Genomic DNA, 13,529 nt, shown 5'->3' with positions numbered 1-13,529 from the left:
CAGAGGTTTCCCGGTCATACCAACGCAGGCCGGCTCACCGCGACACCGCGCCACCATCCAGCGGCCGGACGCGAGCCGCGAACGGCGGCAAGACTGGCTGCTCGATCGGCGGGCGCTACCCGACCGACCGGCTGGGTGCCGCGAAGTCCTTCGAGGCACCCAGCCGCGTAGTCGAAACTGCCGTCCGCGGGCCCGGCGCGCCCCTCGGTCGCGCCGGGCCCGGGGCGCGGGTCAGAGGACGAGGTCGGCCAGGCGGGTGACGTCGGTGAGGTCGTCGGTGGTCGGGTGGAAGACGAGTTCGTCGGCGCCGATGTCGGTGAAGGCGGCGACCGTGGTGCGGAGGGCGTCGGCGGTGGTGTTGACGCCGGAGGACACCAGGTTGGCGAAGTCGGGGCCGGCGACGGAGTAGTAGTGGTGGGCGTTGGCGCGGCCGCGGTCGGGGTCGCCGAGGGCGAAGTAGGCGATGGCGACCAGGCGGGGCTCGCCGTCGCGGCCTTCGGTGCGCCAGGCTTCGCGGGCGGCGTCGAACACGGGCACCACCTGGGGCGCCGGCAGGGCGCCCGCGATGTAGCCCTCGCCGAAGCGGGCCATGCGGCGCAGCGCGGCGGGTGCGAAGCCGCCGAACAGCATCGGCACGTCGACGGAACCGCCGGGCACGCCGGCGTTGTCGCCGCCGCCGACGGGTTTGCCCGACCACAGGTCGCGGTAGGCGTCCAGGGCGGCATCCATGCGCTTGCCGAGGCCCTTTGTGCTGGTGCCCTCGACCACGAAGTCGTCGGGCCGGCCGCCCACGCCGACGCCGAATGTGAGCCGGCCACCGGACACGGCCTGGATGCCGGCGAGTTCCTTGGCCAGCAGCGTCGCCGGCCACACCGGGGCCAGCATCACCGTGCTGAGCAGCCCGATCGTGCGCGTGGCGCCCGCGGCCGCGGCCAGCGCGACGGTGTCGAGCAGCGCCGGGTAGGCGATGCGCCCGACCGTCCCGAGCGACGAGAACCCCGCTTCCTCCGCCTTCGCCGCCCAAGCCGGGATCACCGTCGCGTCGACGTCCCGCACCTGGCTGGGCAGACCGATGCCGATCTTCATGCAACTCCTCGTGGTCGTGGTGGAACCCCCGGTGACCATGATCGAAGTCCGCCGGGGGTGCTGCCACTCCACGTCGTGGGTACCCACGGGAGTCCACAAAGGACTATCCGGCGCAGGTACCGTTCGACGTGGCACCGGTTTCGAGGAACCGCGAGCCCTGTGCTCCGCACGGGATCCGCACGAACGACGAGTGCACGTCGTCCTCCACGGTCAGCAGCGAGCCGCCGATCTTCGCCTGCATCTCCCGAGCCCACGGGAACGGCGTGTTGGTCTCGAACGCGTGGCCCACCAGCTGCAGCGGGGACCGACCGCGCACCGGCTGGGTGGGCCGAGCCGTGAACGGCCAGCCGGCGCACCGCGCGTCGCCGCCCGGTTGGTAGCCGGCCACGGGGTAGCGGGCGGTGAGTTCGAGCCCGTGCGCCCAGGCCTGGTCGATGTCGCGGGCGCCGGCGGCGTCGTTGCAGTTCACGGCGGCCAGGACGAAGCCGATCTCCCCGTCGCGGTACCCGACGTCGAACCCGTTGCCGACCGGCTCGGCCGGTGAAGCGGCCGCAGTGGTGGTCGCCGGTTTGCCGTCGCGGGCCGCGACGAGCGCGTCGGCGGCCGTGACCCAGTCGGCCATCGGGGCGAGGAACCGCGCGTTGGCCCACTGGTCGTCCCGGTCCCCGTCCAGCGGCTGGTCCGCCAGCCGGCCGCGCAACGCGAGCAGGTTCCGCGACACGGTCGCGGCGGTGCCGCCGAACCCGAAGGTCGCGTCCCGCTCGGCGAGCCAGCGCGTGAAGTCGTCGAAGTGGGCCTCCGACGCGGCGGTCTGGTCGTCCGCGTGCGCGACCGCCTGCCCCGGCGCCAGCTCGGAGTCGAGCAGCATCCGGTCCACGTGCGTGTCGAACAGGCCGCGGTAGGTCGCGCCGAGCGCCGTGCCCCAGGAGTTGCCGAAGTACGAGATCTTCTCCTCGCCGAGCGCCCGGCGGATCGTGTCCAGGTCACGCGCGATGTTCGCCGTGGTCATCGACCGGGCCAGCTCGGGATCCTTCGTGGCACAGGTCCGCAGCCGGTCGGCCACGGTCGTGGCCTGGGCCTTGAACCGTTGCTCGGCCGAATCGCCGGCCGGCGGCCGGGGCACGTTCACCGGATCCAGCTCCGGGCACAGGATCTTGTCGCTGTAGTCCGTGCCGCGGATGTCGAACCCGATCAGGTCGTGGGTGCGCGCGGCGGCGGCCAGCTCGGAGCCGGCGAGGTCGTCGGGGAAGGTCGTGCCCTGCTCGCCCGGCCCGCCGGGGTTCACCAGCACCACGCCCCGGCGGTGCACCGGGTCGCTCGCGCGGACGCGGCTGAGGGCGAGCGTGAGCTGCCGGCCTTCGGGGTGGTCGTAGTCGAGCGGGACCCGCACGGTCGTGCACTCGCTCGTGGCGCCACCGGTCCAGCCCTCGGCGATCTTCGCGCACTGCTGCCACTGCAAACCCTGCGCCGGCGGCGACACCACCGCCGTCGTGAACGGCACCGCCGACACCGCCAGCACCACGGCCGCACTCTTGAACACCCTGTCCGCCTTCCCGTCGCCGATCTTCGTCGGGACCGAGCGTGTCGGGCCGGTGTGCGCGGGCGGTGCGCGGCGCGTACTGGTTCGGTAACGGCTCAGCCGGCGTCCACGTCCAGCGCGTGACCGAGCCGCTGCTGCTTCGTGCGCAGGTATCGCAGGTTGTGCGCGGTCGCGGCGGCGGGCAGGGCCACGCGGTCCACGATCTCGAGGCCGTAGCCGTCGAGACCGCCGTATTTCGCCGGGTTGTTGGTGATCAGCCGCAGGCGCGTGATGCCGAGGTCGGCGAGGATCTGCGCGCCGACACCGTAGGACCGCGAGTCCACCGGCAGCCCCTGCGCGGTGTTCGCGTCCACGGTGTCGAGGCCGGTTTCCTGCAGCGCGTACGCCCGGATCTTGTGCGCCAGCCCGATGCCGCGGCCCTCGTGGCCACGCAGGTACACCACGGCGCCCGCGCCTTCGGCGGCGATCGCGCGCAGGGCCTGTTCGAGCTGTGCACCGCAGTCGCACCGCAGCGAGCCGATGATGTCCCCGGTGAGGCATTCGCTGTGCACCCGCACCAGGGCGCCACGCGGGCCGCGGCTCGCGGCGGCCGCGTCGCCGTGCACGAGGGCGAGGTGCTCGGTGCCATCGGTGGTGGAGCGGTAGGCCACGGCGCGGAAGTCGCCGAACACCGTCGGCATGGCAGAGGTGGCGACGTGCTCCACGAGCCGTTCGGTGGCCCGCCGGTAGCGCACCAGGTCGGCGATCGCGAGCACCGGCAGGTCGTGCTCGGCGGCGAACCGCGCCAGCCGCTCGCCGCGGCACATCGAGCCGTCGGGCGCCACGATCTCGCCGATCACGCCCACCGGCTCCTGTCCGGCCAGGCGCAGCAGGTCCACGGCCGCCTCGGTGTGCCCGGCCCGCACCAGCACCCCGCCTTCCCTGGCGCGCAACGGAAACACGTGCCCCGGCCGGCGCAGCTCACCGGGCGGGGTGTCCGGCGCCGCGAGCGCGCGCAGCGTTTTCGCCCGATCCGCCGCCGACACGCCGGTGCCGCTGCCGACGTGGTCCACCGTGACCGTGAACGCGGTGCCGTGCGCGTCGGTGTTGTCCTCGACCATCGGCGGCAGGCGCAGCGCGTCGGCGCGCTCCGCGGTCATCGGTGCGCACACGATGCCGGTGGTGTGGCGCACCACGAACGCGAGCTGCGCGGCGTCGGCCGTGGCCGCGGGCAGCACGAGATCACCCTCGTCCTCCCGGTCGGCCGCGTCCGTGACCACGATCATCCGGCCCGCCGCGAGCGCCGCGACCGCTCGCTGCACCGCGAGCGTCGAGGGCAGGCCGGCCGGGGTGGAGAGCTGGGTCATCGTCGGCTCCTGAGAGGTCGGTGGGCGTGGCGTGAGGCTACGAGGACCGCGGCGGCCGGGATAGCCGCAACCCGCAGTGCAATGGCCGTTGTGCGTATCGGTCAGCCGCGCCCGCGGGGCCGGTTCGGCCCGCCCGCGCGATAGAGGTTGCTCGGCAGCGCGTGGCCCACCGCGCGTTCCACCACGGCCGCGGCTTCGAGCACCTTGCCGAGGTCGACGCCGGTGTCCACACCGGACTCTTCGAGCAGGTACACCACCTCCTCGGTGGCGATGTTCCCGCTCGCGCCGGGCGCGAACGGGCAGCCGCCGAGCCCGCCGGCCGACGCGTCGATCTTCGTGACGCCGGCCTGCAGCGCGGCGAGCACACACGCGAGCCCGGCGCCGCGCGTGTTGTGGAAGTGCACGCCGAGCTCCACGTCCGGGCAAGCCTCACGCACCCGGCCCAGCAGCTCGGTGACCCGGCCCGGCACGGTCGTGCCGATGGTGTCGCCGAAACACAGCTCGTCGGCGCCGAGATCGACCGCCCGCCGGGCGAGGTCGACGGTGCGGCTCACCGCGGTGGGTCCGTCGAAGGGACAGTCCCACGCCACGGCGAGGATCGCTTCGAGCCGCCCGCCCGCGTCGTGCGCGAGCCGCGCGATGTCGGGCACGGCGGCCACGGCCTCGTCGGTGGTCCGGCGCGCGTTGGCGAGGCTGTGTCCGTCGGACGCGGAGATCACGTACTCCAGATCGGCCATCCCCGCCGCCACCGCCCGGCGCGCGCCGCCGCGCCCGGCCACCAGCGCCGAGAACGCCGGCTCGGGCCACCGGCCGAGCTCGGCCACGAGCTGCTCGGCGTCGGCGAGCGCGGGCACGGCGGTGGGGGAGACGAAGGACGTCACCTCCACGCGCCGCACCCCGGTGGCGACCGCGGCGTCGAGGATCGCCAGCTTTTCTTCCAGGGAGATCGGTGCTTCGAGCTGCAACCCGTCGCGCAGCCCGACTTCCCGGATGTCTACAGTGGACATTGACGGCCTTTCAGACGATGCCGGCTTCGGTGAGCGCGGCCAGCTCGGCGCCGGTGAGGCCGAGCAGTCCGGTGTAGACCTCCGTGTTGTGCTCGCCCGGACGCGCGGGCCCGGCCCAGCGCACCGCACCCGGCGTGCCGCTGAGCACCGGCATCACACCGGGCCCGAGCACCTCCTTGCCGAGCCCTTCGTCGAAGTGCGGCAGCAGCATGTCCCGCGCGCGGAACTGCGGGTTCTCGACCACGTCGGCGACCGTCGCGACCGGCCCGACGACCACACCGGCGGCTTCGAGCACCGCGGTGAGCGTGGCCGAGTCGTGGCGCGCGGCCCATTCGCCGACCAGCGCGTCGATCTGGTCCTGGTTGCGCCCGCGGGCCACGTGGGTCGCGAAGCGCGCGTCGGTGGTGAGGTCCTCGCGGCCCATCGCCGTGCACAGCCGCGCGAACACGGTGTCCTGGTTGGCGGCGATCACGATCCAGCGGTCGTCGGCGCAGCGGTAGAGGTTCGACGGCGCGAGGCCGTCGAGCCGCGTGCCCGAAGGCTCCCGCACCAGCCCGGTGGCGTCGTAGTCCGGGATCACCGACTCGAGCATCGCGAGGCACGCCTCGGCCAGCGCGACGTCCACGACCTGCCCGCGCCCGGTGCTCCCGCGCGCGTGCAGGGCCGCGAGCACCCCGTGGGCGGCGAACATCCCGCCGAGCGAGTCGCCGAGCGACAGGGCCGCGCGCGGCGGCGGGCCACCGGGAAAGCCGTTGAGGTAACGCATTCCGCCCACGGCCTCGGCCACCGACGCGTACCCAGGCCGCTCGGCGTGCGGGCCGGTCTGGCCGTAGCCCGAGACCCGGGCGAGGATCAGCCCGGGGTTGCGTCCGGCGAGCACGTCGTAGCCGAGGCCCCAGCGTTCGAGCGTGCCGGGGCGGAAGCTCTCCACCACCACGTCGACGGTGTCGGCCAGACGCAGGAACAGCTCCCGGCCCTCGGGGCGGCGCAGGTCGAGCGTGACGCAGCGCTTGTTGCGGGCGTGCACGGTCCAGAAGAAGTGGTGCCCGTCGAGCTCGGCCTGGCCCCACACCCGCAGCGGGTCGGGCCGGTCGGGGGCTTCGAGCTTGATCACGTCGGCGCCGTGGTCGGCGAGCAGCCGGCCGCAGAACGGCCCGGCGATGAGCGTGCCGAGCTCGAGCACGCGGACGCCGGCGAGCGCGCCGGCCGTGGCAGCGGGGTTGGCAGGGGTGGTGGACACGACGCACACCGTAGGAACGCGGGCGCGCGGCGAGCTATCCGATCGGGGCGGCGCACTATCCGTCCCGTGCACCGCGCGCCGCGGCTATTCCCCCGCGGTCGGCGGATGGTGCCGGACCGCCGGCGCGTTTAGCGTTGCGGCGCATGGACAACCGGACTCCCACCGAGCTGCCGCAGGTCGAGCCCACGCACATGCGCGAGGTCCTCGGGCACTTCGCCTCCGGCGTCGTGGTCGTCACGGCGCTGACACCGGACGGGCCGGCGGGCTTCACCTGCCAGTCGTTCAGTTCGCTCTCGCTCGACCCGCCGCTGGTGTCGTTCGCGCCGGCCCGCTCGTCCACGAGCTGGCCGAAGATCCGCGCCGCCGGCCTGTTCTGCGTGAACGTGCTCGCCGAGGACCACGCGGAGCTGAGCACCGCGTTCGCCCGGTCCGGCACCGACAAGTACGCCGGGGTGCAGTGGCGGCCGGCCCCGTCCGGCGCGCCGGTGCTCGACGGTGTGTCCGCGTGGATCGACTGCACGCTGGAACACGAGTACGCCGGCGGCGACCACACGATCGTCGCCGCGCGGGTCCGCGCGCTGGGCGCGGATGCCTCCCGCACGCCGCTGCTGTTCCACCGCGGCGCCTACGGCATCACCGGGCGTGACCGGGACCAGTAGCGGAACCGGCAGCCGGACCGGTCGCGGAACCAGCAGCCGGACCGGTAGCGGGACCGACAGCCCCGGCCGCCCGACCCCGGCTCAGGCCGACATCGCCCGCAGCGTCTCGCGCGGCAGCTCGCCGAAGCGCTCCCGGTACTGCTGCGCGAACCGGCTCTGGTGGAAGAACCCCCAGCGCAGCGCGATGTCGGTGACCCGGGTGAGCCCGGGGTCGCACCGCAGCAGCTCGGCCCGCACGTGGTCGAGCCGGATGCGGCGCAGGTGGTTCATCGGCGATTCGCCGAGCACCTGCTGGAACGTGGCGTGCAATGTGCGCACGCTCATGCAGCCGACCTTCGCCAGCTCCTGCGGGGTGAGCGGCTCGTCGGCGTGGGCCTCCATGTACTCGATCACCGGGCCGAGCCGGCTCTGGCGCACCGGATCGTCGGGCGCGGTGAGGTCGTCGGTGAACTGGTGGCGGCCCGCGTGCAGCACCTGCGTCATCACGAACGCTTCGAGCTGCTCGCGCGCGATCGGCATGTCCGCGAGACCGCCGGGACGGTCGAGCTCGCGGGCGAGGAACTCCACGGACGAGAGCAGCGTGCTGCCGGCGGGCGTGGTGAAGTCGATGCCGAAGTCGAAATCCAGCACCTCGTCGATCGGCCGGTTGAGGTGCTCGCCGAGGTGGTTCTCCAGCGTGCGCCGCCCGATCTTGAGGATGAGCTGCTCCGCCTCGGGCGACCAGCGCACGGTGTTCTCCTGGTCGGGCAGCAGCACCACGCCGGCCGCCCGCGCCCGGGTGGTGGCGCGGCCGCCGTCGGTGCGGTCGGCGTCCGTGCGCCCGCGCACCGTGAGGTTCACGTGGTAGCAGTCCTCGGTCGGCGGCATCACGAGCTTCGCGCACGACCGGTAGCTGAGGTAACCGATCGTGAACACGCGGTCGGTCGTGGAGTTGAGCGTCATGTCGAGCTCGTTGCCGGGCACCGTCAGGTCGTGGTCCAGATAAACCCTGGTCACCGCGTCGCGGGCCTCTTCCAGCGACCGAGTGCCCAGCACCCGGTAGCGGGACAGCGGCGCGATGTCCGCGCCGCCGCCGTCTTCGCCGTTCTCGGAACGGGCGACCATCCGACACCTCCTCGTGTCGTCGAGTCCGGGGGAGCGCCGCCGCCGGGGCGGGTGCTCCACGCAGCTCGACCCTAGGTCGCCGGACGAGCCCTTACTAGCCCACGAGCGCGTGGCGCTATCCGCACAGTGCAGTGCTGCCCGCGCAGGTGTGCTTCTCGTCTCGGGCGCGCTCGCGCTGAGCGGCTCAGGTGCTGCCGTCCGGGGATATCGGCGGGCGGCGCCCGATCCCTAGCGTTTCCCGGCATCGCCAGGCGCCCGCCCCCCGTACCGAAGGAGAGGTCGATGACGACCACCTCAGCGCCGCCGCTCGAGGACCTCAAGCTCTTCATCCACGGCAAGTCCGTGGCCGCCCGCTCGGGCCGCACGTTCGAATCGCAGAACCCGTACGCGGGCAAGCCGTGGGCCCGGCTCGCGGACGGCGGGCCCGAAGACGTGGACGAAGCCGTCGCGTCGGCCCGCGCCGCGTTCGAAGGCGAATGGGGCGCGATGACCGGCTTCGAGCGGGCCGCGATCATCCGCCGCTGCGGCGACGCGATCGCGGCCAACGCCGAGCGCCTCGCCCGCCTCGAGGTGAACGACTCCGGCAAGCTGCTGCGCGAGATGCTCGGGCAGCTCAAGGCCCTGCCGCAGTGGTACTACTACTTCTCCGGCCTGGCCGACAAGATCGAGGGCCGCACGGTGCCGCCGGTCAACCCGAACTACTTCGGTTACACCCGGCGCGAACCGGTCGGCGTGGTCGGCGCCATCACGCCGTGGAACTCGCCGCTGCTGCTGCTCACGTTCAAGCTCGCGCCCGCGCTGGCCGCCGGCTGCACGATGGTGGTCAAGCCGTCGGAGCACGCGCCCGCCTCCACCGTCGCGTTCGCCGAGGTGCTGCACGAGGCCGGGCTGCCCGCCGGCGTGCTCAACGTCGTCACCGGCTGGGACCGTGCCACCGGCGAGGCGCTGGCCAAGCACCCGGGCATCGACAAGGTCGCGTTCACCGGCTCGTCGGCCACCGGTGCCAAGGTGGCGCAGGCCGCCGTGGCGAACTTCAACCGCGTGACGCTGGAGCTGGGCGGGAAGTCGCCGCAGGTCGTGTTCGCCGACGCCGACCTCGACGCCGCTGCCAACGGCCTGGTCGCGGGCGTGTTCGCCGCCACCGGCCAGACCTGCATGGCCGGCTCGCGCCTGATCGTGCACGCCGACGTGCACGACGCGCTGGTGGAGAAGGTCGTGGCCCGGGCCAACGCCATCAAGCTCGGCGACCCGACCGACGCCGCCACCGAGATGGGCCCGGTCGCCAACCGGCCGCAGTACGAGAAGGTGCTCGGCTACCTGCAGGGCGCGGCCGCCGAGGGCGCCACGTTCGCCTGTGGCGGCGAGCCCGACGCGGCGCGCGGCGGCCTGTTCGTGAAGCCGACCGTGGTCACCGGCGTGACGGCGGAGAACACCATCGTGCGCGAGGAGGTGTTCGGCCCGGTGCTGGCCGTCTACCCGTTCCACGACGAGGACGAGGCCCTCAAGCTCGCCAACGACACGCCCTACGGCCTGGCCGGCGCCGTGTGGACGAAGGATGTGCACCGCGCCCACCGCGTGGCCGCGAAGCTGCGCGCGGGCACCGTGTGGATCAACGCCTACCGCGTGATCGCGCCCAACATGCCCTTCGGCGGCTACGGCGCCTCCGGCATCGGCCGCGAGAACGGCGTCGACGCGATCAACGAGTACACGGAGAACAAGTCCGTGTTCGTCGAGCTCACCGGCGGCACCCGCGACCCCTTCCAGCTCGGCTGAGCGACCCCCATTCCGCGAAGGAGACACCCATGACGATGACCGCCAACGAACGCCTCGGCCTCGCCCCCACCGACCCGCGCCCGGCCGAGGAGACCCGGCCGCTGGTGGACCGGGCCGAGACGAACCCGCTGTTCGGCGACCAGAAGATGAAGCTCGGCCTGTTCGGCACCAACTGCTCCTACGGGCTGATCATGAGCCACGCCCCGAGCACGTACAAGATCACTTGGGAGCACACCCGCGAGATCGCGCAGCGCGCCGACACCCTCGGCTTCGACGTGCTCGTGCCGGTGGCGCGCTGGAAGGGCTTCGGCGGCTCGACCAACTTCAACGGCAACTGCTTCGAGACCTACGCCTGGGCCGCCGGCCTGGCCGAGGCGACCGAGCGGATCGCCATCGCGTCGACCTCGCACCTGCCGACCGTGCACCCGATCGTCGCGGCCAAGGCCGCCACCACGATCGACCACATCTCGGGCGGACGCTTCGCGCTCAACCTGGTGATGGGCTGGGTGCCGCCGGAGATGGAGATGTTCGGCGGCGAGCAGCGCCAGCACGACGAGCGCTACGCCTTCGGCCAGGAGTGGATCGACTACGCCATCCGGCTGTGGACCGAGGAAGGTTCGTTCGACGTCGCCTCGAAGTACTTCCAGGGCAACGACGTGGAGGCCTACCCCAAGCCGCACCAGGCCCCGCGCCCGGCGCTGCTCAACGCGGGCAACTCGCCGGCGGGCATCGAGTTTTCCGCCCGCAACGTGGACATCAACTTCGCCTCGCTCGACACGCTCGAGAACATCAAGGCCTACACCGCGAAGGTCAAGGCCAAGGCCCGCGACGACTACCAGCGCGACATCAAGGTGATGACGTACGGCCTGGTCGTGTGCCGCGACACCGAGGAAGAGGCCAAGCGCGCCTTCCAGCAGGTCGTCGACGAGGGCGACTGGGGTGCCGCGGGCAACGTCATCAAGATCGCCGGGTCGGGCGCGAGCCAGTCGTTCGACCACGCGGTGAAGGAGATGCAGGAGCGCTTCATCGCCGGCTGGGGCGGCTACCCGATCGTGGGAACGCCGGAGCAGGTGACCGAGGAGCTCGGCGCCCTCAACGAGGCCGGCATGGAAGGCATGATCTTCGGCCTCATCGACTACAACGAGGAGCTGAAGTACTTCGGCGACAACGTGATGCCGCTGCTGAAGCAGGCCGGTCTGCGCCACTGACCCCGGTCCGCCGAGCGCGTCCTGGCGTACGGAATGCCCCGTGGGCCAGGTGGTTCCGGGCGGGTGGCGGACCCGCCCGGAGCCGAACGCGCTTTCGGGCTTGCGAAAAGCGGCGGTAGGCTCACCGGCCGAATTTTGCGAGGATGGACGGTGTGACTGGCCCGGACGAGCTGGCGTCGACGCTGCGGGGCTGGCGGGAACGGCTGGTACCCGGCCGGGCCGGCCTGCCGGTGCACGGGCCGCGACGAGCCCGTGGCCTGCGGCGCGAGGAGCTGGCCGTGCTGGCCGGGCTCGCGGTCGACCACGTGGTGCGGCTGGAGCAGGGCCGCGCGTCGGCGCCTCCGGTGCAGGTGTGCGTGGCGCTCGCGAGGGCGCTGCATCTGTCCGACGCCGAGCAGGAGCGGCTCTTCCGGCTGGCCGGCCACGAGCTGGGCGGCGGCCGCGTGGGCCGGCTGGTGCCCGAAAGCACCCGCCGGCTCCTCGAACGCCTCGACGACCACCCGATCGCCGTGCACGACGCGATGTGGACGCTCATCGCGTGGAACCGGCCGTGGGTCGCGCTGCTCGGCGAGCCCGCGGCCCGCGACGACGAGCGCAACGCCGTGTGGCGCCACTTCACCGGCAGCCCGAGCCGCACGGTGCTCACCGCGGAGGAGCGCGACGACTACGAGGCCTCGCTGGTCGCCGACCTGCGGCTCGCGTACTCGCGGTACCCGAGTGACCCGGAGCTGGCCGCGCTCGTCGACCGGATGGGTTCGATGAGCGACGGGTTCCGCAGCCGGTGGGACACCCCGGGTGCCGACGGCCTGTGCCGGCAGCCGGCGTGCCTCACCGTGGTGCACCCCGACGTGGGCCGGCTCGACCTCGACCGCGACGTGCTGGTGACCCGCCACGGTGACCTGCGGATCGTCGTCTGCACGGCGCGACCGGGCACCGAGTCGGCCGCGCGCCTGGCGTTGCTGGGCGCGCTCGAGTTCGAATCGATGGCGCCGCCGGGTTAGGCGGTGCCGGCCGTCCGCTCCAGGTCGGGTGCGACGAAGCCGCCGAGCTCGGGTTCCAGCAGCTCGGCCAGGCGCAGGGGCGTGCGGTCCTCGAACATCGGCCCGATGAGCTGGGCCCCGACCGGCAGGCCGGTGCGGTGCGGTCCCGAGTCGTCGAGGCCGGTCGGCACGATCGTGACCGGCAGCCCGGGCAGCGTGGCCACGCCGGCCCACACGATCTGGTCGCCGTAGGGGTGCTCGACGCCGTCGACCAGCAGGCGCCGCCGGTCCTGGTGCGGCGACTGGTCGTGGGGGAACGCGGGGGTCGGCGAGGGCGGGCAGACCACCACGTCGTACTCGGCGAACACCGCGCGCCAGGCGTGGCGGTGGCGTTCGCGGACCTGGTCGGCCGCGAACCAGTCGCGGTGAGTCAGCCGGGTGCCGCGCACGCGGGCGGCGGCCAGGCTGTCGTCGCCGGGTGCCAGGTCCGCGAGCAGCTCGCCGAACCGGTCGTACAGCTCGGCCGGGAAGGTCGTGCCGAACACGGCGAACAGCAGCCGCAGGTAGAGGCGCGCGGACTCGGCGAGGTCGGGCACGAGCGCGCTGCCGCGGTCCACGCGGGCGCCGGCGGCGGTGAGCACCTCGGCCACGCGGCCGATCCCGGCGCGCACGCCCGCCGAGGTGGGGATGTCCGGGTGCTCGTCGAGCACGAGCACGCGGAAGTCGGCCGGCCGGTCGTGGCGGGCCGGCGGCAGGCGCAGGTCGTAGGCGACGCCGAGCGTGAGCGGATCGGGCTCGGCCAGCAGGTCGAGCAGCACCCCCAGGTCGGCGGCGCTGCGCGCCATCGGGCCGATCACGGCCAGGTCGATGTCGGTCGGCAGCGCCGGTGCGGGCGGCGGCGTGTGGCCCCGCGACGGCAGCAGGCCCAGCGATGGCTTGTGCGCGTAGACCCCGCAGAAGTGCGCCGGGGTGCGCAGCGAGCCGCCGATGTCCGAACCGAGCGACAGCGCGCCGAAGCCGGCCGCGAGCGCGGCCGCCGAACCCCCGGACGACCCACCGGGCGTGCGGCCGAGATCCCACGGGTTGGCGGTGGTGCCGTAGAGGTCGTTGTAGGACTGCAGGTCGCCGAGCGCGAGCGGCACGTTGGTCTTGCCGAGCAGCACCGCCCCGGCGTCTTTGAGCCGGGCGACCGGCAGCGCGTCTTGGCTCGGGACGAACCCCGCGAACGGTGGCATGCCCCACGTGGTCGCCAGGCCGGCCACGTTGTACGACTCCTTCACGGTGATCGGCACGCCGAGCAGCGGGCCGTCCTCGCCGCGGGCGCGCGCGGCGTCGGCTTCGCGAGCGGCGTCGAGCGCGCGGTCGAAGTCGGGCACGCAGATCGCGTTCACGGCGCCGTCGTACTTCCCGATGCGCGCGATCGCCGACTCGGCCAGCTCGACGGCCGAGACCTCGCCGGCCCGCAGAGCCGCGGCGAGCCGGTTCGCCGATAGCAGGTTTCCGTCCACGTGGTCCTCCCGGGCACTTGGCGCCCGACGTTAGCGGTTCACCCGGCTATCGTGGCGCGATCGGGGAAGTCGGCTCTC

Annotated in this window: 11 protein-coding genes; 4 read left to right on the top strand and 7 right to left on the bottom strand. The window is 73.3% G+C overall.

Annotated elements, in window-relative coordinates; genetic code table 11:
* Positions 1–231: 231 nt before the first annotated feature.
* The 5 genes from VSH64_RS16770 to VSH64_RS16750 all read right to left on the bottom strand — a co-directional run bounded on the left by VSH64_RS16770 (position 232) and on the right by VSH64_RS16750 (position 6,219).
* The gene (locus VSH64_RS16770; protein ID WP_326836539.1) at positions 232–1,086 is read right to left on the bottom strand and encodes an LLM class flavin-dependent oxidoreductase; all 855 of its coding nucleotides are present in this window, start codon (positions 1,084–1,086) and stop codon (positions 232–234) included.
* Positions 1,087–1,189: 103 nt separating this feature from the next.
* A complete protein-coding gene (locus VSH64_RS16765) occupies positions 1,190–2,626 on the bottom strand; it encodes an alpha/beta hydrolase (RefSeq protein WP_326836538.1) in 1,437 nt (478 codons plus the stop codon).
* Positions 2,627–2,721: 95 nt separating this feature from the next.
* Complete coding sequence (locus VSH64_RS16760) at positions 2,722–3,972, bottom strand: bifunctional 3,4-dihydroxy-2-butanone-4-phosphate synthase/GTP cyclohydrolase II (protein ID WP_326836537.1); 1,251 nt, start codon at positions 3,970–3,972, stop codon at positions 2,722–2,724.
* 101 nt (positions 3,973–4,073) lie between these two features.
* On the bottom strand, positions 4,074–4,979 hold the full coding sequence (locus VSH64_RS16755; RefSeq protein ID WP_326836536.1) for a hydroxymethylglutaryl-CoA lyase: 906 nt from the start codon (positions 4,977–4,979) through the stop codon (positions 4,074–4,076).
* 10 nt (positions 4,980–4,989) lie between these two features.
* Entirely contained in the window at positions 4,990–6,219 is a 1,230-nt protein-coding gene (locus tag VSH64_RS16750; RefSeq protein ID WP_326836535.1) for a CaiB/BaiF CoA transferase family protein, read from the bottom strand.
* Between the two features lie 143 nt (positions 6,220–6,362).
* Here VSH64_RS16750 and VSH64_RS16745 point away from each other — a divergent pair, with 143 nt between their 5' ends.
* On the top strand, positions 6,363–6,878 hold the full coding sequence (locus VSH64_RS16745) for a flavin reductase family protein (protein WP_326836534.1): 516 nt from the start codon (positions 6,363–6,365) through the stop codon (positions 6,876–6,878).
* An 81-nt stretch (positions 6,879–6,959) separates the two neighbouring features.
* Here the strand turns inward: VSH64_RS16745 and VSH64_RS16740 are convergent, their stop codons facing one another.
* Entirely contained in the window at positions 6,960–7,982 is a 1,023-nt protein-coding gene (locus tag VSH64_RS16740; protein ID WP_326836533.1) for an AraC family transcriptional regulator, read from the bottom strand.
* Between the two features lie 282 nt (positions 7,983–8,264).
* Between VSH64_RS16740 and VSH64_RS16735 the strand changes: the two genes are divergently transcribed.
* The 3 genes from VSH64_RS16735 to VSH64_RS16725 all read left to right on the top strand — a co-directional run bounded on the left by VSH64_RS16735 (position 8,265) and on the right by VSH64_RS16725 (position 11,964).
* Positions 8,265–9,755, top strand: coding sequence for an aldehyde dehydrogenase (locus VSH64_RS16735; protein ID WP_326836532.1), 1,491 nt, complete (start codon positions 8,265–8,267; stop codon positions 9,753–9,755).
* 29 nt (positions 9,756–9,784) lie between these two features.
* A complete protein-coding gene (locus VSH64_RS16730) occupies positions 9,785–10,963 on the top strand; it encodes an LLM class flavin-dependent oxidoreductase (RefSeq protein ID WP_326836531.1) in 1,179 nt (392 codons plus the stop codon).
* Between the two features lie 143 nt (positions 10,964–11,106).
* Positions 11,107–11,964: an MmyB family transcriptional regulator gene (locus tag VSH64_RS16725; RefSeq protein WP_326836530.1), complete on the top strand. Its 858-nt coding sequence runs from the start codon at positions 11,107–11,109 to the stop codon at positions 11,962–11,964.
* On the opposite strand, the gene VSH64_RS16720 is transcribed toward VSH64_RS16725, so the two are convergent.
* Positions 11,961–13,451: an amidase gene (locus VSH64_RS16720; RefSeq protein ID WP_326836529.1), complete on the bottom strand. Its 1,491-nt coding sequence runs from the start codon at positions 13,449–13,451 to the stop codon at positions 11,961–11,963. The genes VSH64_RS16725 and VSH64_RS16720 overlap by 4 nt on opposite strands.
* Positions 13,452–13,529: the final 78 nt, after the last annotated feature.

This window comes from Amycolatopsis rhabdoformis (assembly GCF_035918295.1).
Classification (GTDB): Bacteria; Actinomycetota; Actinomycetes; order Mycobacteriales; family Pseudonocardiaceae; genus Amycolatopsis; species Amycolatopsis rhabdoformis.
This window is presented reverse-complemented; position numbering and strand designations above follow the sequence as displayed.